This window comes from Periweissella fabaria (assembly GCF_918814575.1).
GTDB classification, from domain to species: Bacteria; Bacillota; Bacilli; order Lactobacillales; family Lactobacillaceae; genus Periweissella; species Periweissella fabaria.
Genome location: NZ_CAKKNS010000002.1, coordinates 23,852 through 48,980, shown reverse-complemented (window position 1 = coordinate 48,980; position 25,129 = coordinate 23,852). Strand labels below are relative to the sequence as shown.

Genomic DNA, 25,129 nt, shown 5'->3' with positions numbered 1-25,129 from the left:
TCTAAAATTATACTTTAATGATAACACGTCTTACACGCTAGATTCTACTAATTTATTTGAATAATCCGCTAACCTTATTCCATACATCTTTAGCTTGATCTTTGACTTTATCGACACCTTGTTCAACCGTTTTCTTAGCATTGTTCGTAAAGTCACTGATAAACCCACCTGTTGAGTCATCATCAGCATCTTGTTTAGCTACCAATGTATTAACGTCTGGAACACTAAATTTGGTTCCTTTAGTATAAGGTAACATCGCTGACATCTCGGCTTTAAAGAGGACCCCCACATTTTGTGAAGGATCAACTGATAAACTTTGACCAGCTTTATTATTGTCATAACCTTCCCAAGTAGCAACTGCAATATCCGGCGTATAACCAACGACCCATTTATCATTAGAACCACCATTACCACTCTTAGTATCTTCAGTTGTTCCCGTTTTACCAGCAACCGCATACCCATATGGCTTAGATGTTGATCCCGTCCCATATGTGAAGACACCTTGTAACATACTAGTCATCTTATTAGCGGTATTTGGTGAAATTACCCGTGTTGAACTTGGATGAGAATTATCAACAATAACGTTGCCGGATGCATCAACAATTTTACGAATCAAATAAGTATGTTGCATAACCCCATTATTTGCAAATGTGCCATAAGCTTGCGCTAGTTGTAATGGTGATACCCCGGAATGTGTACCCCCAAGCGCTAATGATAGATTTTTATCACTATCATTAAGATTCATCCCAAATTTTTGGGCCATCGCAAAACCGGTATCAATACCAATCTTGTGTAATAACCACACCGCTGGAACATTAATACTTTGTTGAAGTGCTTGATACATTGGCATACTTTCTTGATACAGACCATTTTCATTAGTTGGCGTGTAATTATTTGAGCCATACGAATTCTTTTGGTCATTCAATTTAGAATCATACGTATATCCGTTTTGAACTGCTGGTGCATATACTGCTAGTGGTTTCATCGTTGAACCTGGTTGGCGTTTCATTTGCGTTGCACGATTAAAGCCACGGAAAACGTGTTCACCACGGCCTCCAACAACGGCTAATACCCCCCCCGTTTTTGGATCAACGGCGACTGACGCAGCTTGCACATTTTGTGTCGGATAATTATATTGTGCATCAAATTGTGTCTGCATTGCTGTTTGGACTCGTTGACCAAGGGTGGTATAAATTTTATAACCGTGATTCATAATATCTGCTTCACTGATACCATAACGATTAACAGCTTCATCAATAACTGCATCAAAGAACCATGGATATTGATATGTCGCCCCTCGTTTATAGTTATTTTCAATTTCAATTGGTTGCCGCTGATACATTTTAGCATCGCTAGCGGATAACTTCTTATTATCCGTCATTAAATCTAAAACCAAATTACGCCGGGACATCGCATTTTTAGGATTGCCAATTGGATCATAAATAACCGGTGAACGTAACATGGCTGCTAACATAGCCGCTTGGGGCACACTCAATTGACTAGCATGCACTCCGAAGTAACGTTCTGAGGCATCTTCAACCCCCCAAATCCCACGACCAAAATACGCATTATTTAAATACATCGACAAGATTTCTTGTTTAGTATAAATATTTTCAACTTCAACTGAAAGAAAAATTTCGCGTGCTTTACGATCGAGAGTTTGTTTTTGTGAAAGTAAGGCATTTTTGACCAATTGCTGGGTAATAGTTGAACCCCCACCAGAAATATAGTCACGGCGTAAAATTTTATTTTTTGCTGCTAATAATACTGCCCGACCAATTCCTTTAACTGAAAAGCCATATTCTTGATAAAAATTACGATCTTCAGTTGATAATACGGCATTTTGCAGATTTGGTGAAATTTGGTTTAAATTAACAAACGTACCCTTTTGGGAATATAATGTGCCGGCCTTATCATTATCTTTATCATACACAATCGTTGTTTGTGATAAAGCAGCTTTCAAGCCGCGTACATTAGCCGTTTTGGCTTCAAATGTTAAATACGCGCTACTTACAAATATCAATCCTAGAATAATAACAATTACCCAACGATTAATTTGAAAACGGCGCCAAAACGGTCCAAATATTCCATCAATTTTTTGGCCAACTTTGCTAAGCCAAATCCATCCTTTTGTCTTTCTCATCTTAACTCCGTTTTAACTTATTATTTATAATTTATTTCTCCGGCCAAGAGCGCATATAGACGTTCTGCTGCAGCTTCGTCGGGACTAGTAACATAAATCGTATCATGTCCGGCTAATGTTGCCAAGACATCCGGTAACTGTTGGTCATCAATTAAAGCGGCTAATAAGTTCCCATTAGCTGGCAATGTTTTAATCACATTCATGAACTGGACACGAGTAATACTTATCATCACCTCGCTAATTAATTCGTGTAATTGATTGCCTTTATTATTTACAAGGTTGTTAACAACTTGATACCGTAAATTACCATGTTGGTCGGTAGCCTTTACATAATTCAACGTTTTTAAATCCCTTGAAATAGCGGACTGCTTAACTTCAATCCCACGTTGATGTAATGCTGCTATCAAACCTTTTTGACTAGCAATATTTTCTTGTTCGAGTACTTCTTTTATAATTTTTAACCGTTGTTTTTTATTCATCATACGTCCTACTCTTACTCCCTTTATTAAGTCAAACAAAGCAATTATACATTGTTAGAGACTATTCTATCAAAAAACACTGTAAATAAATAATTATTTTAAACAACTTTGTAATTGTACAACTTACGCAAATAAAAAAATCGATCTAACGATCGATTTTTTTATTACATTTCTTTTGGAGCATGTACACCAAGCAAACGTAAACTTTCAGTTAAGACAATTGATACTGCTTGAACTAATGCCAAACGCGCATCTTTTTCACTATCTTCTACAAGAATTTTAGAATTTGCATAATATTTATTATATGCACGTGATAAGTGCAATGCATATTTGGCAATTACAGATGGTTCACGATCATTTAAAGCCCGGCGCACAGTCGCTGGGAATTCACCCAACAACTTCAAGGTATCCCAAGCTGCTGAATCTGTTAAGCTTAATTCTGCGGTTGTAAGATCTGGATTACCAGCCTTACGTAAAATTGAGTTGGCACGGGCGTTTGAATATTGTACATATGGACCGGTATCACCTTCAAAGCGGACCACTTCAGCTAGGTTAAAATCAAAACTATTCATCCGTTCATTTTGTAAATCATGGAAAATAACTGCCCCAACCCCAACTTCTTTAGCAACTTGTTCTTTGTTAGCTAAATCAGGGTTCTTGTCATTAATTTGTTCATTCGCTAATTTAACAGCATCGTCCAATACATCTTGCAATAAGATAATCCGACCTGAACGCGTTGATAACTTCTTACCATCAACTGTAATCAAACCAAATGGAATGTGTTCAATATCATCTGACCATGCAAAGCCAGCTTCTTTAAGCACTGCTTTTAATTGTTGGAAGTGTTCACGTTGTTCACCACCAACGACATAGAAACTTTTATCAAAGTCGTATTCGCGCTTACGGTACATTGCCGCTGCCAAATCACGTGTCATGTAAAGCGTTGCCCCATCGGTCCGTTTAATCATTGCCACTGGTAAGTTGTATTTTTCAAGATCAACGATTTGAGCACCTTGAGATTCAACGAGAAGACCTTTGTCTTCAAGTAAGTTAACAATTTCATCCATCTTATCATTGTAGAAAGCTTCACCATTAAATGAATCAAATGTAATTTCAAGTTGGTCATAGATGTTCAAAAATTCTTGTAAAGATTCATCACGGAACCATTTCCAAAGTTTTTGAGCTTCAGCATCACCATCTTCAAGTTTCTTAAACCAAGCTCGGCCTTGATCATCAAGTTCTGGATTGGCTTTAGCTTCTTCGTGGAAACGAACGTAGTATGCTACCAATGTATTGATTGGATCAGCTTTAACTTCAGCTTCTGAACCCCACATTTTGTAGGCAACCATTAATTTACCAAATTGGGTACCCCAGTCACCTAAGTGATTAATTTTGACAGGGTTATAGCCGTTTTTAACAAGAATATTAGCTAATGCGTTCCCAATAACGGTTGAGCGTAGGTGCCCCATTGACATTGGTTTAGCAATATTTGGTGATGACATATCAATCGGAACATTCCGCTTGTTACCGTCAGTATTATTACCATAGGCTGCCCCTTCAGTAAGGACCTCGTGTAAAATATTAGCACCTACTAACTCCTTATCAAGGAAGAAGTTAACATATGGGCCTGTTGCGACAACTTTTTCAAAGCCAGTTTGGTCAATTTCGGCAACAATATCAGCAGCGATTTGTTGTGGTGCCTTCCGCAATGCTTTGGCAAGCATAAAAGTTGGAAACGCTAAATCCCCCAAATCTGAAGTTTTAGGCATTTCAATCTTATTTTGAATATCAGTAACACTAAGTTGGTCTTTTAAAACTGTCGCTAAAGCATTGGCAACTTGTAATTTATTATCCATGTTATATCCCCTTTTTTATTTTGATTATAATGAAAGTTGGGTCAGATTCATACGAAAAAGGCCCGTCACTCGCATTACTGCAAGAGACGAGCCTTCACCCGTGGTACCACTCTAATTGAATTTAAAATTCCACTCAAAGATATGTAATTTTAAAATTAGTTAACGCGCCTAATAGTTATTTTGATTTGGCTTCCATCATCCCAAACTTGCTAAACAAAATATCAACTATCTTCCTTTAACCAATAACGAATCATCTGACAAAGCGAAGTACGGGAATCGGACCCGCGACCACAGCTTGGGAAGCTATTGTTTTACCACTAAACTAACTTCGCAATACAAGATTAATTATAGCCTATTACCTAAAATATGCAATAACTAATCCAGAATTTAAGCTTATTCCGCAGAAGTATCAGTTGTTTCTGCTTCATCTACCGGCTTTTCAGGTACTTCAGCCGCAATTAAAACTTTAGTTTCACTCATCCGAACAACTGCACGGTGATTGTATTCATTAACTGTTGCTTGATCTTCAGGATCATTTTCAGTTACAAGCACAAGTAATGAGTGTTCGTAAATTTTTTCAACTACACCTTTAAAATCGTGTTCAAAGTTGGCGAATTTCTTAGCCGCAACAAAGTCACCAATGTTAAAACCTGAATCATTAATAATTTCTTCTACTGCCATTTCACGCCTCCGAGTATATAACTATCCGATATATACTATCAAACTCACTACAAAATAGCAACAATTTTTAACCGTTAAAATAAATGTAATATGCTATAATCAAGCTAATAAACTTTGGAAGGTGGCGCTACATGATTGTTTCAATTCATCTAATTTCAGCGATTGTTTTATTATTTTTAGTTATCGGGATTATTTTAGCACGGACTAATAAACAACTTGGTTCCTTGATGGTTATTAGTCGCATTTTATATTTGTTCTTATTAGTAACTGGGATTCGATTAGCATTTTTCACATTTTCAGAGCACCCAATCCTAACTATTAGTAAACTTTTAGTTGCTCTTGGTTTAATCGGTACAATAGAAGTATTAGGCGCCCATAAAGGCCAAGCCACCATTGGGATTCGGCAAATCTTGCCTGTGACCATTTTATTCATTTTAGTCATCACTTTAGGTTTTATGCTTCACTAACTTTAATTTAACATAAGCACCCTAACTGCTACAAAAAAGCCATGGAAAATCTTATTTTCCATGGCTTTTATTATGTGCTTATGGAAGCACGCTTATTTTAATCACTAAATTCAAAGCGGAAGTTCAAGATAGCAACTTCATCTCCATTTTCAGCCCCAGCAGCCCGAAGTGCATCATCAACACCCATTGAGCGCAATTGACGAGCAAAACGAAGGACACTTTCATCGTGGGCCGTATTAGTCATACGGAAGAGTTTTTCAATCTTTTCACCACTCAATACCCATTCACCATATTCACCAGTTGAAATTGTAAAGGCTGGTTCATCATCCTCTTCAAATTCGTAGTGTGCAATGGTTGGATCGTCTTCAATCATCATATCCTTCATTGGGAATTCAGGTGTGACATCAAGAAGATCTGCCGTACGGTTAAGTAATGGTTCTAAACCAGTCCGTGTAATAGCTGAAATTGGCATAATTTCAGGTTCGTGTTCAAGGTAATTACCAGCTGCTAATTCTTCCTTAAACTTAGCTAAGTTTTCAGCTGAATCAGGCATATCCATTTTAGATGGCACAATAATTTGTGGCCGATCTAATAAGGCGGGATCATATTGCTTCAATTCTTCATTAATTTTCACAAAGCTTTCATATGGATCAGTTTCATTCATACCACTCATATCAATGAGGTGTAAAATAACCCGCGTCCGTTCAACGTGCCGCAAGAATTGAATCCCTAAACCGACTCCTTGTGAGGCCCCTTCAATCAATCCTGGTAAGTCAGCCATAACAAAGTCACGACCATCATCCAAACGAACCATTCCTAAGTTTGGTACCAACGTTGTAAAGTGGTATTCCGCAATTTTAGGCTTAGCAGACGTTACAATTGAAAGTAATGTTGATTTACCAACAGATGGCAAACCAACCAAACCAACATCGGCCAACACTTTTAATTCGAGTTTGATAGTCCGCACTTGACCAGGTTCACCATTTTCGGCAATTTCCGGTGCGGGATTATTAGGGGTCGCAAAGCGCATGTTACCACGCCCACCACGGCCACCTTTCACAACTACGAATTCTTCACCGTTAGTTGTTAAATCGGCTAATACTTCACCAGTTTCCGCATCAGTCACAGTTGTCCCTTGTGGAATCTTAACATACAAATTCTCAGAAGAACGACCAGTCATTCCTTTAGTACCACCCTTAGCCCCGTTTTCAGCTTTAAAGTGACGCTTGTAGCGAAAATCCATCAAAGTCCGTAATCCTTCATCAACTTTTAAAATGATTGAACCACCACGGCCACCATCACCACCAAAAGGACCACCCATATCAACAAACTTTTCACGACGGAATGAGACAATCCCATCACCACCGCTTCCGGCTTTAACTTCTATCTTAACTTGATCGACAAATGCCATTTATTTCCTCCACCAATCTATTTTTGATTGTTATCTTATAATATTTCCACAGCTATATCGCGCAAAATTCCACTATTTAGTATACTAGTTAAATGTAAATGGGTAAAGTAGCCAAAGCAATAGTTATCAAATATTCCTTAGTTTACTACCTCTATTATGCTATTTTGTAAGATTAATACAAAAAAATCAGCCCAAAAATATTTGAGCTGATTTTTATTAATTATTTTAGTAAATATCAAGGTAGTTATCGATTTCCCACTTTGAAACTTCCTGACGATATGCACGGTATTCAATCTTCTTGGCATCAATAAATTGTTGTGTCAAGTCGTAACCGATTGCTTCTTTAACCACATCATCAGTTTCAAGGTTAGCAACCGCTGCAAGCAATGTATCTGGTAAATCAAAGATACCAGCCTTTTGACGTTCAGCTTCATCCATCAAGTAGATGTTACGGTCAACAGATGCCATTGGTTCAACGTGCTTTTGAATTCCACTAAGTCCTGAAGCCAAAATTGCTGACAAGGCTAGGTATGGGTTTGCAGTTGGGTCAACGGCACGTAATTCAAGACGTGTTGATTGGCCGCGAGCTGCAGGAACTCGAACCATTGGTGAACGATTTGAACCAGACCAAGCAACATATACCGGTGCTTCATAACCAGGTACTAAGCGCTTGTATGAGTTAACTGTTGGGTTAGTAAAGGCGGCAAAGTTAATCGCGTGGTCCAATACTCCACCAAGGAAGTTATAAGCAATTGGTGAAAGTTGCATGTCATCAGTTTCATTAAAGAATTGGTTTTGACCGTTAGCAAATAATGACATGTTAATGTGCATCCCACTACCATTAATTCCTGATACTGGCTTAGGTAAGAATGTTGCATATAAATTATTTTTACGAGCAATTGTCTTAACAATCAATTTAAATGTTTGAATGTTATCTGCTGCTTCAAGTGCATCAGCATACTTAAAGTCAACTTCGTGTTGACCAGGGGCAACTTCGTGGTGTGCCGCTTCAACTTCAAAGCCCATTTGTTCTAAAGTTAAAACAATTTCACGACGCACGTTTTCACCTAAATCAAGCGGTGCTAAATCAAAGTATGAACCCGTATCGTTTAATTGAGTAGTTGGTTTACCATCAGCATCAAGTTTGAACAAGAAAAATTCTGGTTCTGGTCCAATATTGAAGGCATCAAAACCAGCCGCTTTCATGTTTTCAATGTTTTTAATTAAAACATTACGAGGATCGCCCATGAATGGTTCGCGGTTAGCTGTGTAAACACTAGCAATAATACGTGCAACTTTACCACCATGTGAATCAGTTGCCCATGGGAAAATCATGAACGTTGATAAATCAGGATATAAGTACATATCTGATTCTTCGATGCGAACAAATCCATCAATTGAAGAACCATCAAACATCATGTTATTACTCAAAACTTTTTCAAGTTGTGATACTGGTACTTCAACGTTTTTGATCATTCCAAACATGTCAGTAAATGTTAAACGTAAAAATTCAACGTTTTCTGATTTAATTAAGTTACGGATATCATCTTTAGTGTAGTCGTGCTTTGGCATTATTAGAGGCCCTTCCTATTCTGATTAACTTTAAAACCAACTAAATTCAAAAATTCTGATTGCAATGCTTGTCGTGCCTGATGAGCGCTAATATTATCACTCTCATGCTGTGCTTGTTTTGCATATATTCTTTTAATATTTGCAATTGAATCACCAACTAACAAATAATCTTTTATCTCAAGTAAACGATCAATATCATTTAACGAATACATCCGTTGATTGCTTGCCGTCCGGGCTGGTGTTATCAATCCTTGTGCTTCATAATAGCGAATTTGCCGGTCAGTTAAATCTGTCAATTTACGGACCGTCCCAATTGGTAACACGGCCATATTGCGTCGCAATTCTTTTTCAGCCATTCGTTATATCTCCGTTTATTAAGATAAGTTCATTTTAACAGACCATCAAGAAACTACAATCTTTGATGTCATGTTTCCTGACATAGAATACATTTTATTCTTTTATTTTTAAAAATGCTCGTACTTCATTAATAATTTCCGGCATTTGTTGTGGGTTTTGAACTAAATCAAACCAGTTAATCGCTTCAATTTGATGTCGAAACCAAGTTAACTGGCGTTTAGCAAATCGCCTTGAGTTACGTTTAATAAGGTCGATTGTGCTCGTCAAATCCCCGTCATTTTCAAAATATGGGTACCACTCTTTATAACCAATCCCCGTACCACTTTGCAATTCCGGCCCCCCAGCTAAAAATAATTGGCGCGCTTCTGCTTCCAGTCCAAGTGTCAACATTTCATCCACCCGGGCATTGATTCGTTGATATAAAACTTCACGCTCGGTATTTAAACCAATAATAAAAGCATCATACTCACGCTGACCAACTGTGCGTGGCTGTTTTGAAAATGGGACTCCCGTTAATTCAAACACTTCCAACGCACGAATAATCCGCCGATTGTTATTAACTGGGATCTTTTCTGCTGCTGCCGCATCAACTTTAGCTAATTCTTGCCAAAGCGCTAAGGAACCAAATTCATCTAGATACGCTTGCCATTTGGCTCTGATCATCTCATCGGCACCCGCTTCATTACCACCCAACGGCATATCACCTAAAAGGGCAGCAATATAAAATCCAGTCCCCCCAACAATAATTGGCACTTGACCATGAGCTATAATCTCATCAATTGCTTGACGCGCTTCACTAACCCATTCAGCAACGGTAAAAGTATCCGTAATCTTTTTTGTATCCAATAAGTAATGTTTAATACCTGCCTGTTCAGTTGGGGTCGCTTTAGCGGTCCCGATATCAAGCGTTTGGTATACTTGCATCGAATCTCCTGAGATTACGGCCCCATTCAATTGTTGGGCCATCGCGATTGACAACGCTGTCTTCCCCACCGCCGTTGGTCCGACAATTACGATAATTTTTTTCAATTTTGAATTTCCTTTCTTAGCTTAATTGCTAAAGCAACATCATCAGTGATAATGCGCCCAAGTTGCGCCTTAAAAATTGTACGCATTGCCGCTTCCGTATTCACAGTCCAAGGTGATACGGAAGCTTTTTTATACCAAAACAAGCGATTAATAAACCAACGATTATCTGGATTGATGGCTTTAATTATCCCTTTTCGATACAGTTTTAAAACTTTGATGTTCGGATAAAAAACCAATGCATTCAAAATCAATGTATGATCTAACTGATATAACTTGATTAGAGTATTTAAATTAAAACTTTGATAAATAACTTGATATTCAGGCTGTTCTTGTTGCATCCGTTTTAATAAATATGCTTCAATATCCGGATACTCAATATGGTCCGTTTTAACTTCAATCAATAACGTCTTCTTGAAATTATGCTCTCGAAGTAACGCCAATACTTCCTCTAAGCTTGGAATATGTTGATTCGCATATTGCGTATCAAACCAACTACCGGCATCCATTGCTTGTAATTGCGCTAACGTATACTCATGCACATAACCATGCTTATTCGTTGTGCGATCTATTTTTTCATCATGAATCACCACCAATTGCCGGTCTTTTGTTAAATGAACATCGATTTCCAAGATATCTAATTCATCAAAAGCCAATGCTTGCCGATATGCAATTAACGTATTCTCTGGTGCATTCTTGCGATCACCACGGTGGGCAACAATTTGCGTCCGCATAATTTCTCCCTTAAAATTAGCCAAATCCTAACAAATTCATCAAGCTTTCATATATAATTTATTAGTAGGACTATTAGTATACTTAATTATAAACTACGGAGGCTATTTATTATGAAAAAATTTGGAATCGGTATTGTTGTGGGAGTTGTTGCTACTGTTGCCACTGGTGTTGGTGCCTTTCTTGGCTTTAAACAAAAGGTTGTAAAACCAATTGAAGAAGAAGAAGCAAAATTTGATTCAACTCGTATTCAATCAGCTCGTAAAGCCCAACAAGCTCACAGCCCACGTTACTAAAATAAAAAATAAAGTCTGAGCTAACTTGCTCAGACTTTATTTTTTTACTAAGGATTCATCCTAATTACCATCTACTTGTCACAAGATAGTTGGATTAAATCAGACAAATATTGACTATTGTATGTGAAACAATTATAATTTTAATTATTGTGTCGGGCTAGCTCAGCTGGATAGAGCAACAGTCTTCTAAACTGTAGGTCATGGGTTCGAATCCCATGCTCGACATCATATCAACCGGGCTAAAAGCCATGGCATGCTTACCTATCGTGTCGTGGTTTTTATTTTAAATAAAAAGCTACAAAAAAGGCGGAAAATAACTTTTCCGCCTTTTCTTGTAGCTTTTTTACTAATCTTTTACTGTTAAGTCAAAACTAACCTTAATCTTACTAAATACTTTATTCTTCAAAGCCTTCAGTAACTGCTTCTGGATAATATTGACGAACAATATCAGCTTCGTGTTTACTCAACATTGGGAAGGCTTCATCAGCCCCTAAATCAGTGTGGTATAAACGGTCACGAGCACTAACTTCCCCTTCAGCATGAGTAACTACCAACTTAAGACCTTCAATGTCTTTGGCATCAGCTGGTGCATCAACGCTCGCTGCCAAGTGTAATTGTGATACTAATAACATCACTCGTACATCAACATCCAAGCTATCAATCAACACTTTTTGGTCATCATTCAAGTATAGTGTTACCGCTGCTTCAGCTGGTTTACCAATTAATTTTTCATCACGTGCTTCTTCAAGTGCTTTATTGACATTGTCTCGTAAGTCACGGAAAGCAGCCCAATGAGTAACTAATTCAGTAGTATCACCTAAATCTTCAACGACTGGCATTTCTGACAAGTAACCAAACTCTTCAGTTTCAGCTGGTAAGTATTCCCAGATTTCTTCACTAGTGTGTGGCAAGATTGGCAAGAGTAACTTAGTTAAGTTTACCAAAGTCTTGTAGATTACCGTTTGCATTGAACGACGTTGTAAGCCATCCGGAGCTTCAACATAGACAACATCTTTAGCATAGTCTAAGTAGTAAGCTGATAAATCAACATTGATGAAGTTAACTAAACGTTTTGAGAGACTAACAAAGTTATAAGTTTCGTAGTCGTTTAATAATTCAGCTGTCAAATCATTAACCAATGCATAGAAGTATTGGTCTGATTGTGGCATATCAGCAAATGCAACGGCATCCTTAGTGGCATCAAAATCATCCGTGTTAGCCAATAAGAAACGCATGGTGTTACGAATCTTACGGTATGTTTCTGAAGATTGTTTCAAGATTTCCATTGATACGCGTACATCACTGTCAGTATCAACTGAAGCAACCCATAGACGGATAATTTCAGCACCCATTTGCTTAATAACATCGTTTGGAGAAATAATGTTACCAAGTGATTTTGACATCTTCAAACCTTTACCATCAAGGACGAATCCTTGTGATAATAATGCTTTATATGGCGCTTTACCGGTCACGGCAACTGAAGTGATTAATGAAGAGTTAAACCAACCACGATATTGGTCAGAACCTTCAAGGTACATATCAGCTTGATCAGGTAAGTAGTCACGGGCAGCCATAACTGCTTGGTGTGATGAACCAGAATCAAACCACACGTCCATGATATCTTCTTCTTTAGTAAAGATGCCATTTGGTGAGTGTTCAGAAGTGAAGCCTTCTGGAAGTAAATCCTTAGCTTCGCGTTCAAACCAAACATTTGAACCAAATTCAGCAAATAAATCTGCCACGTGGTTGATGGTTTCTTCAGTAAGAATGGCTTCACCATCTTCAGCATAGAAGATTGGCAATGGCACACCCCAAACCCGTTGACGTGAAATTACCCAGTCACCACGGTCACGAATCATATTGTAGAGGCGTGTTTTACCCCATTTTTGCACAAATTCAACATCATCAAGCGAGTCAAGAATTTGTTGACGGAACGCTTCAACGGAAGCAAACCATTGTGGCACGGCCCGGAAAATAACTGGCTTTTTAGTTCGCCAGTCAAATGGGTAGCTGTGTGTAATATCTTCTTGTTTTAAAAGTAAGTTTAAATCAGCAAGTTTTTGCAATGAAATGGCATTTGCTTTTTCATAGAAGACGCCTTCAAAATCAGCCCCAGCTTCTTCAGTCATCTTCCCTTGGTCATCAACTGGCACGGCCACTTCAAGGCCGTATTTTTGACCAACCCAGAAGTCATCTTCCCCAAAACCAGGGGCCGTGTGCACTAAACCAGTTCCGGCATCAAGCGTTACAAAATCACCAAGCATGGTAACAAGCTTAATATCTTCATAGAATGGGTGTTGCGCGATTACATTTTCAAGGTCGGCCCCTTTGACCGTCTTTTCAATGCTGTATTCATCCCAACCAAAGTTTTCAGCCGCCTTGGCAACTAAGTCAGTAGCAATCACAAATTTGCGATCATCATTAGCTGGCTTAACCACTGAATATTCGTACTTAGCACCAATAGTAATCCCACGTGAACCAGGAATTGTCCAAGGTGTTGTTGTCCAAACAACCATGTATGTATCAGTATCAAGGACTCCTTGACCATCTACAACTTGTTCAGCATAAAAGGCTGTTGGTGACGTTACGTCGTGGTATTCGATTTCAGCTTCTGCTAAGGCAGATTCTGATGACCATGACCAGTAAACTGGTTTTTTACCCTTGTAAATGTAGCCTTTTTTAGCCATTTCACCAAATGTTCGAATTTGGGCGGCTTCAAATTCTGGATTAAGGGTCAAGTATGGTTTATCCCATTCAGCACTTACTCCTAAACGCTTAAAGTCAGCCATTTGTGTAGCAACTTGTTCCCGAGCAAATTGTTCAGCAAGTTTCCGCCATTCAACCTTACTTAATTCCTTACGGTTGTGACCAGCTTTGGTTAATTGCTGTTCAATGGGTAAACCATGTGTATCCCAGCCTGGTACGTATGGTGAGTAGAAACCATTCATTGACTTATAACGGACAATAAAGTCTTTTGTGATTTTGTTTAATGCGTGACCCATGTGAATGTTCCCATTCGCATATGGAGGACCATCATGTAAGGCAAAACTTGGCTTGCCCTCATTTAATGCTTGTCGTTTTTCATAGACATTGTTTTCAAACCAAACGTTTTCACGTTCAAGTTCTTTAGTTGGTAAGCTACCGCGCATTGGGAATTTTGTCTTACCAAGGTTTAAAGTATCTTTAACTCTCATCTACAATTCTCCTTGTTTTTTATTAAATAAAAACGCCCCCGCGTTCAAAAATTGAACACAGGGACGACTTTTTAATCGTGGTACCACCCTAATTCGGCTAAAAAGCCCTCATTAAAGTATGCAATTGTTAAAATACGAATTGATAATCACGAATTAATAGGGCCTACTAAGTTTTCACTTACTCTTAGCTCACTAAAGGATATTAATTGTCATTTGCACTAACATGCTTCGTATTGTTTAATCTTTATCGCCAGCTGTAACATCTGGCATAACGATGAATGTTTTTGAGTTTTGATCATCTGCAACATCATCAGTTGGCGTAACGTCAGTTGCCAAGTTTGAGTTTACGCTATCTTCTGCTGGAATGTCAATAACTTTAGTTTCATTTTCTTCAAGATATTTACGAGTTGCTGGTGCATTCGTAAATCCTTGTTCAGTTGTAAGTCCAGCCCAATCTTGGCTTTGAATCATTTCCATTTGTGCTTGTAAAAGCGCCAAAGACTTATCCTTAAATTCTAAGGTATCACGCTTAATTGCATCAGTTTCAACTATCAACTTTTCATTTTCAAGTGCTGCTTTAGACAACATCTCAGTTGATTTACTTTCAGCATCTGCAAGCATTGCATTAGATTTAGTTAAAGCTTCTTCGACTAAGCGGTGGGCTTCTTCTTGGGCCTTAGCTAATGTTTTTTTAGCTGATTCATCTGCCGTCCGTTTCAAACGATCAGCGGCTTCTTGAGCAACTAAAATTGATTGTGTTACTGATTGTTTCATTTCTTCAATTTGCGTATCGTTAGCTTCATAATCAGCCACTTGCGTCTTCAACTGTTGATTTTCTTCAACAACCGCTGCAAAGTCATTAATAACTTCATCTAAGTAGTTATTAACTTCAGCCGCCTCATAACCTTTACGGCCAACTTTAGTGAATTCTTTATTTTGAATGTCAATTGGTGTTAATGCCATTAATTCTTCCTCACTTCTTTTTATTTTGAATTATCGCAACTGTTATCTTTATTTTATCTTTTTTAGTTAAACCATTCACTTCTGTGATTTGCAAACGGCCAAATCCACGAACCGAAACGACATCACTAACCGCTAATTCATAATCCGGCTTATTCAATTCACGCCAATTAACACGTACATTACCAGATTCAATATGTTCTTTAATCCGACTACGCGAAAAATTAAAGCACGTTGAAATTACAGTATCTAGCCGTAGTGATGCTACTGTCGTTGTCATTGCTTCCCAATCATCTGTTGGTTGGTTGACAGCAGCTAATTCAATCGGCGTTAAATGAACTTTAATTTTACCAATATGATCAATTTGTAGATTGAAAAAATCAACCATTTTCTTTTCAACAACAAATTGCCAAATGTCATCGTTGCCTACGATATCACCAAAGACATTTCGTTCTATCCCTTGATTAGCTAGGGTGCCTAAAATTTGATGATGTTTAATTTCTGCAAACTTAACTGGATAAACGATTTGTAATGCTTGTAATTCAAAATCAGCGATTTCAACGACATGATAGCTTGGATAAATTAACATCCGTTGCATTTCAGCATTTGCAAAACCACCATTAGTCGCATATTTAAGTTCATCTTCACGATTGACTAAGCTAGTTGCAATTAAGCGTTCACGTGGATTTAAAAAGTGAGTCAAAATTGGGCGATACTCATCATTTGCCTGGCGAATCCATCCTTGAACTTGCTCGATAAAACCGATTTCATCCGAACGAAAATGCTGCGTAATCCTTGTATCGTCAACCATTTGACTCACCTTTCATAGTAAATATTAATTTATAAGTAAGCGAAATACCGCTATTAATCCGTATTGGGCCATTTCTAGCACGATAATGGCAACTAGTGGAGAAAAATCAATGCCTCCAAAGGTTGGTATAAATCGAAAAATATCTAAAAATGGTCGTACTAACCGCGTAATAAGTTGCCCAAGTTTTGATTGATAAGCACCTGGTAACCAACTCATTAACGCATTCGCAATAATTAACCACGTATACACTTGGATAATTATGTTAATAAGATTTAAGATTGTGTAAAAAATCATGCACGTTCTCCCTAAAGACTAATCATTCAAGTGATTAGTCGATGAAACTTCACCACTTATAACATAGTTAGGTGGTGTTACTAAGAAAATGGCATCGTCAACTCGTTGAATTTCACCATTAATTGCAAAAACAGCTCCGGTTAAAAAATCAACAATCCGTTTTGCTTGCGCATCATCAATCGTTGAAAAATTAACAATTACAGCTTGATTTGACAATAAATTGTCTGTGATTTCTTTAACGTCTGAATATGCTTTGGGGGCAAAAAGCACGATCTTACGATTTTCATCGCTTGCTAAGCCCCTTTTTTCAGCCATTGATACTACATTTTGTCGACGAACACGAGCTGGCTCTTGCTTAGCAGCATTATTTAGCTGAGATCCTGTTTCAAAGTTTTCCCGCACTGGTTCATCATCGAAGTCATCACCTAAATTAAAAAAATTGCGTAAATTAATTGCCATTACCACTCCTGTTCGTTTTTAAATTACTTCCGACGCTTGAAAAATACTGGGGTACTTAAATCACCTTCATCATTGTCGTCAGCTTGTGACGTTGCTTCATTGGTATTGAATACTTTAAATTCAGGCTTTTCAATTCCTGAAAACTGATTGTTTGTTTCAGGATCGTCTAAGACTGAGCGTGATTGTAAATCATTCCAACCCTCAAAGCGATCTTGATTTGCCGGTGCCGCTTGCTTTGGTTCAGGAGCTTGCATATTTTCAGTTGGAAGTGGTTCTGTTGCACGTTCAAATACTGAAACGGTCTTTTGCGTTGAGGCTGGTTTACCATTTTCAATACCAGTTGCAATTACAGTTACCCGTACTTCTTCATTCATTTCCATGTCAATTGACGTTCCGAAAATAATGTTAACTTCTGTCCCAGCAGCTTGCGCAACAACATCAGATGCTGATTGGGCTTCATAAAGTGACATATCAGGGCCACCAGTAATGTTAAGCAACACTTGTTCAGCACCAGCAATTTCAGCTTCAAGTAATGGTGATGAGATTGCTTTTTTAGTTGCTTCTGACGCACGATTTTCGCCATTAGAAGCACCGATTCCCATCAATGCAGTTCCTTGGTTTGACATCACCGTCTTAACATCGGCAAAGTCAAGGTTAATGAATCCAGGGTTCATAATCAAATCAGAAATCCCTTGAACCCCTTGACGAAGAACATTATCTGCTTCTTTAAAAGCTTCCATCATTGGGGCTTTTTTATCAACAATTTCCAATAAACGGTTATTGGCAATCACAATTAAAGTATCAACATTTTCCTTTAACTTTGATAAACCTTCAGCCGCATAACGACCACGACGAGGTCCTTCAAAAGTAAATGGTCGTGTTACCACCCCAACAGTCAAAGCACCTTGTTCTTTGGCAATGCGAGCAACAACAGGGGCCGCACCGTTACCAGTACCCCCACCCATTCCGGCAGTAACAAAGACCATGTCGGCACCGGCAAGTGCTTCTGCAATATCTTGTTCAGATTCTTGGGCCGCCTTTGTTCCAACTTCTGGATTTGAGCCAGCACCTAAACCTTTAGTAAGTTTAGGTCCCAATTGAATTTTAGTTTCTGCCCGTGAAGCTTCAAGAGCTTGGACATCAGTATTAGCAACTACGAATTCAACTCCTGAAACCCCTTCTTCAATCATCCGGTTAACGGCGTTTGATCCACCACCACCGACACCGATTACTTTGATTTTTGCGCCGAATTGCTCGGTTTCATCTACCATGAATTCCATGTTATTTCCTCCAATTTTTAGTCAAAGAAATTCGCAATGAAATTTCTGACTTTGTCCTTCACATTTTTTTGTGGTTCATGTTGAAAATCATTTTCTTCCATGGCTTGTTCATCAAACGTGTTTGATTCCGTTTGATTTTTATCTTCGTCCCTGTTATTTGACAAGAAGAAGCCATGTTTTTTTTCTTTCCCTAACACAGGTTGATCTTGTTGTGCAGTTGTTAACTGATTCCCAAAAATAACTTCTTTAACAACGCGTTCTGTTTGCGATTGTGCCGCTGCATAGCGGGCAATTGCAAATCCTGCAATATAACTTGGGTGCCGAATACCAATCTGACTTGGAACTTCAATACGAACATTCATTCCAAACATCTGTTGTAATAATTCGGGAACTCCACCTAATAGTGATGAGCCACCGGTTAAGACGATTCCACCAGGCATCTCAAGTGCTCCTGTAGGTTGAAGCTGTTTGAATAATTTTGAAAATATTTGATCTACCCGTGCTTCAATAATTTCTGATAAATATTTTTCAGAAACACGCATTGGTTCATGTTGACCAACACTTTCAATTAAAAATTCATTTTCTTCTGACGTTAACGTTGGATCAGCACAACCGTAATCACGTTTGGCTTTATCAGCGTATTCGTAGGTTGTATTCAAGACGGTTGATATATCACGTGTGATATATTCACCACCTTCTTGGTCAACCGTAATAAATTTTAATTGGTGATCATGAATAACTGTTGCAGTCGTTTGACCAGCACCCATATCAATTAAAACTGTCCCAAAGTCTTGTTCACCGTCATTTAAGGCAGTCCGACCAACGGCTAAGGGGGTTACCACAAATTCACGAAGTTTAAGGCCTGCACGTTCAACCGCCATACGCACATTATGTGTAATCGTTTTGGGACCAGTAAATGCAATTCCACGCATTTCTAATCGAACACCGACCATGTCATACGGATCACTAATGCCATCAAAACCATCAACAATAAATTCTGATGGGAGCACATCAATAATTTCCCGTTCTGGTGGTAAATTACTAATTAACGCTTGGCGTGCTACTTCACGAACATCATCATAAGAAATTCGCTTATTTTCATTAGAAATGGCTGTCATACCTTGAATTTGTTCTATTTTTAATTGGTTGGCTGGAATTCCTGCCACAACCTCGTCAATTTGAATATTTGCTTTTGTTGCTGCTTGCTCAACAGCTGCTTTAATTGCAGCTGCTGTCTCGTTGATATCGACAATCACACCACGTTTAACGCCTTGTGACGGTACGTTACCAACGCTGATAACGTTCACCTGACTAGCTTGTGTTTCAACAACAATTACCTTTATCATTGCTGTTCCAATATCTAGGCCAACGTAAATTTCATTGTTATGCATCTGAGGTAATCCCCCCCTAAGTTCCAACACTTTTAAGTTAAGTTTGTAATATTATATACTGTATAATTTTAGCATAGATTTCTATTTAAATGGACAAAAATTTGTGATATACAGCTATATTTATTGACATTTATTTAAATAGTTCTTATCAAGAATTGTACTATAAAAAAAGCGTACAGTTAGGCCTTAACTATACGCTTTTTTTATTTATTTTTCATCTCAGAGGACCTGTAATCCATTCAGCCATTCAGCATTAGCATCAACTTATTTAGTTTGTTCGAGATACTTTATAGCTTCTGCAAAATTGGTTACTGGTACCACTTTTAAATCGGGTGCATATTTTTTGGCTGTCGCCACAGCAACTTGATAATTAGTGGCCCCACCATCAATTAATTTATTAATTTTAGTTGGCGGAATATACGGAGCAAAGAATATCGTGGCGCCTGCATTTTTAGCAGCGATAATTTTCTTATCGATACCACCAATTTCACCAACTGAACCATCTAGTGCAATGGTACCAGTCCCTGCAATATTTCGACCATTACGAATATTTTTACCCGTTAATTGATCATAAATTTGAAGACTAAACATCAATCCTCCTGAAGGACCACCAATTGAACCAGGATCGACTTTTACAGTTGGTGTCGTACTAACGTCAACATTATCAGCTAAGACAATCCCCAGTCCCGCACGGCCACCAATATCCATTAACTTTTGCGTGGTTGTATGCATCTTTTGATTTCGAATATACGTTACCGTAACCTCATCATTAGGCTTCTTAGTCGCTAAAAATGTTTGATAGCCTTTGGCATTATCAAAGTGTTGTCCATCAACTTTGGTAACGGTATCGCCCACTTTTAACGTTTTATTAAAATGTGACTTGGGATTAATATCAGTAATAAAAATACCAATATACTTTGAAGTTACTGGCTTATCCGCCGCCTTAAATGCAACTGCTACCGCTTCATTAATGGCATTTTGCATGTAAAAATTTTGAACTTGATTATACGTGGCATTATCAACACCACCGGTAATATCTTGCGCCTTATCAATTGATGCATGGGGATCAAAATGGGCTGCTAATAACTTAAACGGTGTTGCCCCTGCCAATTGCACATAAGTTATCATATATTTACCTTTGGTCTTATCAGGATGCCCTGCGATTTGAACAAATGGTTTTAAATCACTAGCTCCTCCCGGTGTTTCAATATATGAATTAATCGGCCAAAAAAAGCCTGCTAATAATCCGATTACCAAAATAAACGGTAAGCCCCATTTAATAAATCTATGCTTTTTTTTCATTAATCATCCCCGTCACTTAACTATGCGTGTGTTTATCTTCTAAAGCATCATTAATGGCTTTAGGAACTAACGTGGAAACATCCCCACCAAAATGGGCAATTTCTTTAATCATGCTTGAGGCAATATTTTGATTCTCGTGATGGGCCATTAAAATAACCGTTTCAATATCTGGGCGTAAACTACGATTCATCTCGGCAATGTCCCGTTCATATAAATAATCATTTTCGTTACGCAAACCACGTACTAAATAATTAGCATTCAAATTATCCATCACATCAACGGTTAAGCCACTAATTTCAATGACATCCACATTCTTAAATATCGCTGTGACCTCTTTGATTAGCTTAATCTTTTCTGATGTTGAGAATAAAGGTTTCTTACTTGTGTTTGTTCCAACACCAATAATTAAGTGATCAAATAAATTACTCGCGCGTTGAATAATATCTAAGTGGCCATTCGTTAATGGATCAAAGCTCCCTGGATACAATGCGATCTTCATAATATTTACATCCCTTCAAATTGATATACCGTTACTTCTGTAATACCGTAATTCTTTTGATGTGTAATTGAAAAATGCGCAATTTCGTCATACAAATCTGCTTTTTGATCAGTTTCTGCAACAATAATTGCGTTATCTGCCAATAGATTTAATTGCACCATTAACTCAATATCTTTTAAAATTTGCTGTTTAGCATACGGTGGATCTAAAAAAATCAAATCAAATTGTAACCCTTGTCCACTCAATTCTTGTAAAGCAGCCCGCGCATCACGTTTAGTTACCGTAAACCGTTCAGGTGCTTTTGTCACAGCAACATTTTCTTTAATGGTCTTAATCGCTGCAAATTGTTTATCAATTAAATACGCATGCTCAATTCCACGTGAAACAGCTTCAATTGATAAACCACCTGAACCGGCAAATAAATCTAAGCTATTACCACCATCAAAATATGGACCAATCATACTAAACATTGCTTCTTTAACCTTATCAGTTGTTGGTCGTGTTGCCATACCGGGTACCGCTTTTAAAGGTCGGCCCCCAAATTCTCCTGCAATAATTCGCATTAAATCTCTACTCCCTCATTTGGAACTTCTAATGTTTCAGTATCTTCCAGTGAAAAGCCACGATCTTCATTGTCGGCTTGTAAATTAACATTTAAATCTGGGCGCACTGAAATTTGTGTGCGTAAAACAAATCCTAATTGTTCAATTTTATCTTGATTTGCTAATAATTTTTCATCGTTCATATATAACACAACATACCGCATCCGACGTGATACGTATTCAACATTGCCATACCGACGTAAGTTACGAACCTGACGTAAATTACGCATATACACAATCAAGCTTCGACGTGTTGTAGCATTAAATGTTTGCTCCATTGAAACTCCTCCTATGCATGTACTGCCTTTAATTTGCCATTGTCTCGTTGGCGATTAATTGTGGCACTTGCATTTAGTGCTAATCCAATCATTGTCCCAATAACTAATGCTGATGAACCACCATAAGACATAAATGGGAATGTCACCCCAGTAATTGGTAGTAATCCAGATACCGCCCCTAAATTAAATAACACTTGAATCGTAATGTAGGCACTTGCCCCCATCAAAATCGTCCGCATAAACACATTATCCGTGTGATTTGATAGTTGAACCATCCGGCCAATAATCCAGGCTAGCATTGCAAGAATTAACACAACCACAACTGCACCCCATTCCTCAGCAATAACGGCCATAATAAAATCAGTGTTCGGTTCTGGTAAGTAGCCGGTCTTTTGAATTGAATTTCCTAAACCAACACCAAAAAGTCCCCCATTACTAATCGCATAGTATGAGTTAATTAATTGGGCACCCGATGTTTGGATATATTCCCACGGATTAACAAACGCCACCAAACGAGCTAGTGTATAGTGAGTTGGGTCAATATGTAATGCCTTAACTAAAAGCGGCAAAAATGCCCAACCAATAATTCCGGCTAAAAACATTCCCAATGCCCATAAGTAATTAAAACCTACAGATACTAACATCACTAAAATAATAAAACTACAAATCGCCGCATTCCCATTGTCGGGCATCAAAAAGATAATACCCACAATCAAAACTGGCCACACCCACCTTTGCCAATTGAATGTTGTTGCCCCTAATCGATTAGGATCATAAGGTCGCCGCTCAAAAAAATTAGCAAAATATAACACTAGGAGTACCTTGGCAAATTCAGCAGGTTGCAAGCCAAATCCAGCTAGCATAATCCAACCGTGCGCCCCGTTAATCTCTGGTGAAACAAAACGAGCAACCAAAAGTAAAAATATTAAAAATCCAATCGAGATTCTTCGAATTTTGGTATTTCGTAAATGATCCAAATTAATACTGAACATGAATGCTGCACTACCAATACCAACGGCTGCAAAAATGACTTGCTTAATTAAGTAACTTAAAGCCGAACCTGATGCCATATTCGAACTTGCGGAATAGACATTTACTATTCCAAATAAGGACAATAAAAGACTTGGAATGGCAATATACCAATCCAAATAGTTTATTTTCTTTGATTTATTTTCTGTCATTTTAAATTCCTATACATTCATCTTTTAATTATCTATCATAATAATATCATACCACTTACTTTTTTAATTCATTAGCTCGTAATGTGGCTGCGATAGAAACTTTAATTAAATTGGCTATTTTATTATTAATTCCCAGTGCTTCAATTTCTTCAAGTGAAGCTTGATTAATTTTTTTCAAGGAGCCAAAGTGACTCAATAGTTTTTGGCGAGTTTTTGGTCCCACTCCTTGAATCTCATCAAGTCGCGATGCCAAGGTGTTTTTTCCATGTAATTGGCGGTGAAAAGTAATTGCAAAGCGGTGGACTTCATCTTGAATCCGTTGTATCAACATAAAAGCTTGCGAATGTGGGTCAAGATTCAAATGCTCATCCCCAGATGCTTTAATTAAATCAGCCGTTTTGTGATGATCATTTTTGACCATTGCCGCCACTGGAATTGCTAAATCAAGTTCATTTTCAAGAACATCTTTAGCGGCATCAAGTTGAATTTCACCACCATCAACTAAAATTAAATCCGGTAATTGAGCTTTTTCTTTCAATAATCTCGTATATCGACGGCGGATTACCTCACGCGTAGCTGCGGCTTCATCAGCATGATCAATCGACTTGAGTTTAAACTTCCGATATAACTTCTTGGCTGGCATACCATCTTCAAAAACGACCATCGCTGATACAATATCAACCCCTTGTGTATGTGAATGATCAAAAGCTTCAATCCGATGACCTACTGGAATATCAAGTACCGTCGCTAATTCTTGCATCGCCCCCGTTGTCTTTTGATCATTTAACAACATTAACCTAAGTTTTTCGTCCAAAGCAATTTGGGCATTTTTGGCTGCTAAATCCAGCAGGTCCTTTTTAGTACCACGCTGCGGGGTTTTAACATTAACTTGCAAAATTTGGGCTAACACTTCTCGATCAAGCATACTTGGCACCAAGATTTCATTTGGTAATTTGATGTTTTTACGATTATAAAATTGTAGGATAAAACTTACCATCTCTTCAGCTGGATCATCAACAACGGCAAAAATACGCTTTTCACGTTTAATTAAGCGTGCCTGGCGGATAAAGAAAATTTGAACTGAAAGCCAACCATCTTTGACATAATAATTAAAAATATCGCGTGGCGTAGCATCTTGTGAAATAATCTTTTGCTTTTCAACAGTGGCATCAATAAATTGAATTTGGTCACGGATATCAGCGGCTTGTTCAAAGGCTAAATTTTCAGCGGCCGTTTCCATTTTAGCCGTTAATTTTTTCTTAACCGCACTCGTATTTCCATTTAAAAATGCTTTAATTTTTTTAATTTCTACCGTGTATTCACTGGTTGGAACTTCTCGAAAACAGGCACCTAAACATTGGCCCATATGGTAATACAAACAAGGACGCCCTTGAAATCCATTACACCGCCGTAATGGATACACTTTTTGTAGAAAGTGCAATGTTTCTTGAGCCGCATAGACATTTGGATACGGTCCAAAATAAAAAGCTCCATCCTTTTTTACTTCACTAACTAAAATCAACTGCGGATCACGCTCGTTTGAAATCTTAATATACGGATAACCAGTTCCACGCTTTAACCGAATATTATAGTACGGTTGCCACTTTTGAATTAACGTTATTTCTAGTAGAAATGCTTCTTTATCAGAATTTGTTACAATAAATTCAAAATCAGCGATATTCTTAACTAATTCAGCTGTCTTACCGCTATGTTCAAGTTTAAAATACGACCGGACCCGATTACGTAAGTTCTTGGCCTTACCGACATATATAATTTTACCGTTCTTATCTTTCATCTGATAAGAACCCGGTTCATTAGGTAATAGGGCTAATTTATTTTCAATGTGCTCTGATGCCAC

At 38.0% G+C, this 25,129-nt stretch carries 24 protein-coding genes and 2 tRNA genes; 3 read left to right on the top strand and 23 right to left on the bottom strand.

The annotated features are described in order from the left end of the window. Positions 1-52 precede the first annotated feature (52 nt). The 5 genes from LQZ75_RS03210 to LQZ75_RS03190 form a co-directional block, all read right to left on the bottom strand. On the bottom strand, positions 53-2,143 hold the full coding sequence (locus tag LQZ75_RS03210) for a transglycosylase domain-containing protein (protein ID WP_230096414.1): 2,091 nt from the start codon (positions 2,141-2,143) through the stop codon (positions 53-55). A gap of 20 nt (positions 2,144-2,163) precedes the next feature. Beyond that, positions 2,164-2,625: an arginine repressor gene (locus tag LQZ75_RS03205; protein ID WP_230096413.1), complete on the bottom strand. Its 462-nt coding sequence runs from the start codon at positions 2,623-2,625 to the stop codon at positions 2,164-2,166. A gap of 161 nt (positions 2,626-2,786) precedes the next feature. Beyond that, positions 2,787-4,478: an arginine--tRNA ligase gene (gene argS, locus LQZ75_RS03200; protein WP_230096412.1), complete on the bottom strand. Its 1,692-nt coding sequence runs from the start codon at positions 4,476-4,478 to the stop codon at positions 2,787-2,789. Positions 4,479-4,739: 261 nt separating this feature from the next. Continuing rightward, a tRNA-Gly gene (locus tag LQZ75_RS03195) sits at positions 4,740-4,810 on the bottom strand. A gap of 61 nt (positions 4,811-4,871) precedes the next feature. Further along, the gene (locus LQZ75_RS03190) at positions 4,872-5,159 is read right to left on the bottom strand and encodes a hypothetical protein (RefSeq protein WP_230096411.1); all 288 of its coding nucleotides are present in this window, start codon (positions 5,157-5,159) and stop codon (positions 4,872-4,874) included. 131 nt (positions 5,160-5,290) lie between these two features. Between LQZ75_RS03190 and LQZ75_RS03185 the strand changes: the two genes are divergently transcribed. Beyond that, a complete protein-coding gene (locus LQZ75_RS03185) occupies positions 5,291-5,626 on the top strand; it encodes a DUF1516 family protein (protein ID WP_230096410.1) in 336 nt (111 codons plus the stop codon). A gap of 97 nt (positions 5,627-5,723) precedes the next feature. Here the strand turns inward: LQZ75_RS03185 and obgE are convergent, their stop codons facing one another. The 5 genes from obgE to LQZ75_RS03160 form a co-directional block, all read right to left on the bottom strand. Continuing rightward, complete coding sequence (obgE, locus tag LQZ75_RS03180) at positions 5,724-7,037, bottom strand: GTPase ObgE (RefSeq protein WP_230096409.1); 1,314 nt, start codon at positions 7,035-7,037, stop codon at positions 5,724-5,726. A gap of 225 nt (positions 7,038-7,262) precedes the next feature. Then, a complete protein-coding gene (gene glnA / locus LQZ75_RS03175; RefSeq protein WP_230096408.1) occupies positions 7,263-8,609 on the bottom strand; it encodes a type I glutamate--ammonia ligase in 1,347 nt (448 codons plus the stop codon). A gap of 2 nt (positions 8,610-8,611) precedes the next feature. Next, positions 8,612-8,965 (bottom strand): MerR family transcriptional regulator, encoded by a 354-nt coding sequence (locus LQZ75_RS03170; RefSeq protein ID WP_230096407.1) that lies wholly within the window; start codon positions 8,963-8,965, stop codon positions 8,612-8,614. A gap of 94 nt (positions 8,966-9,059) precedes the next feature. Beyond that, the gene (miaA, locus tag LQZ75_RS03165; RefSeq protein WP_284707358.1) at positions 9,060-9,995 is read right to left on the bottom strand and encodes a tRNA (adenosine(37)-N6)-dimethylallyltransferase MiaA; all 936 of its coding nucleotides are present in this window, start codon (positions 9,993-9,995) and stop codon (positions 9,060-9,062) included. Further along, positions 9,992-10,726: a glycerophosphodiester phosphodiesterase gene (locus tag LQZ75_RS03160; protein ID WP_230096406.1), complete on the bottom strand. Its 735-nt coding sequence runs from the start codon at positions 10,724-10,726 to the stop codon at positions 9,992-9,994. Before LQZ75_RS03160 ends, miaA begins: the two co-directional genes overlap by 4 nt. Positions 10,727-10,837: 111 nt before the next feature. Between LQZ75_RS03160 and LQZ75_RS03155 the strand changes: the two genes are divergently transcribed. Next, positions 10,838-11,020: a DUF3042 family protein gene (locus LQZ75_RS03155; RefSeq protein WP_230096405.1), complete on the top strand. Its 183-nt coding sequence runs from the start codon at positions 10,838-10,840 to the stop codon at positions 11,018-11,020. 151 nt (positions 11,021-11,171) lie between these two features. Next, a tRNA-Arg gene (locus LQZ75_RS03150) sits at positions 11,172-11,245 on the top strand. 170 nt (positions 11,246-11,415) lie between these two features. On the opposite strand, the gene ileS is transcribed toward LQZ75_RS03150, so the two are convergent. The 13 genes from ileS to uvrC form a co-directional block, all read right to left on the bottom strand. Next, a complete protein-coding gene (gene ileS / locus LQZ75_RS03145) occupies positions 11,416-14,214 on the bottom strand; it encodes an isoleucine--tRNA ligase (protein WP_230096404.1) in 2,799 nt (932 codons plus the stop codon). A gap of 237 nt (positions 14,215-14,451) precedes the next feature. Continuing rightward, positions 14,452-15,177, bottom strand: a complete 726-nt coding sequence (locus tag LQZ75_RS03140) for a DivIVA domain-containing protein (RefSeq protein WP_230096403.1) — start codon at positions 15,175-15,177, stop codon at positions 14,452-14,454. A gap of 10 nt (positions 15,178-15,187) precedes the next feature. After that, the gene (locus tag LQZ75_RS03135; protein WP_230096402.1) at positions 15,188-15,985 is read right to left on the bottom strand and encodes a YlmH family RNA-binding protein; all 798 of its coding nucleotides are present in this window, start codon (positions 15,983-15,985) and stop codon (positions 15,188-15,190) included. Between the two features lie 24 nt (positions 15,986-16,009). Next, a complete protein-coding gene (locus LQZ75_RS03130) occupies positions 16,010-16,279 on the bottom strand; it encodes a YggT family protein (protein ID WP_230096401.1) in 270 nt (89 codons plus the stop codon). 18 nt (positions 16,280-16,297) lie between these two features. Continuing rightward, positions 16,298-16,744 (bottom strand): cell division protein SepF, encoded by a 447-nt coding sequence (locus LQZ75_RS03125; RefSeq protein WP_432443439.1) that lies wholly within the window; start codon positions 16,742-16,744, stop codon positions 16,298-16,300. Between the two features lie 17 nt (positions 16,745-16,761). Next, on the bottom strand, positions 16,762-18,018 hold the full coding sequence (ftsZ, locus tag LQZ75_RS03120) for a cell division protein FtsZ (protein ID WP_230096399.1): 1,257 nt from the start codon (positions 18,016-18,018) through the stop codon (positions 16,762-16,764). 17 nt (positions 18,019-18,035) lie between these two features. After that, a complete protein-coding gene (gene ftsA, locus LQZ75_RS03115; RefSeq protein WP_230096398.1) occupies positions 18,036-19,409 on the bottom strand; it encodes a cell division protein FtsA in 1,374 nt (457 codons plus the stop codon). Positions 19,410-19,673: 264 nt separating this feature from the next. After that, on the bottom strand, positions 19,674-20,711 hold the full coding sequence (locus LQZ75_RS03110; protein WP_230096397.1) for a SepM family pheromone-processing serine protease: 1,038 nt from the start codon (positions 20,709-20,711) through the stop codon (positions 19,674-19,676). A 16-nt stretch (positions 20,712-20,727) separates the two neighbouring features. After that, positions 20,728-21,210 (bottom strand): pantetheine-phosphate adenylyltransferase, encoded by a 483-nt coding sequence (coaD, locus tag LQZ75_RS03105; RefSeq protein ID WP_230096396.1) that lies wholly within the window; start codon positions 21,208-21,210, stop codon positions 20,728-20,730. A 5-nt stretch (positions 21,211-21,215) separates the two neighbouring features. After that, positions 21,216-21,773: a 16S rRNA (guanine(966)-N(2))-methyltransferase RsmD gene (gene rsmD / locus LQZ75_RS03100; protein WP_230096395.1), complete on the bottom strand. Its 558-nt coding sequence runs from the start codon at positions 21,771-21,773 to the stop codon at positions 21,216-21,218. Beyond that, complete coding sequence (locus LQZ75_RS03095) at positions 21,773-22,090, bottom strand: YlbG family protein (protein ID WP_230096394.1); 318 nt, start codon at positions 22,088-22,090, stop codon at positions 21,773-21,775. The genes rsmD and LQZ75_RS03095 overlap by 1 nt, the downstream gene beginning before the upstream one ends. An 11-nt stretch (positions 22,091-22,101) precedes the next feature. After that, positions 22,102-23,271: an FtsW/RodA/SpoVE family cell cycle protein gene (locus tag LQZ75_RS03090; protein ID WP_230096393.1), complete on the bottom strand. Its 1,170-nt coding sequence runs from the start codon at positions 23,269-23,271 to the stop codon at positions 22,102-22,104. Positions 23,272-23,326: 55 nt separating this feature from the next. Then, the gene (gene uvrC / locus LQZ75_RS03085) at positions 23,327-25,129 is read right to left on the bottom strand and encodes an excinuclease ABC subunit UvrC (RefSeq protein ID WP_230096392.1); all 1,803 of its coding nucleotides are present in this window, start codon (positions 25,127-25,129) and stop codon (positions 23,327-23,329) included.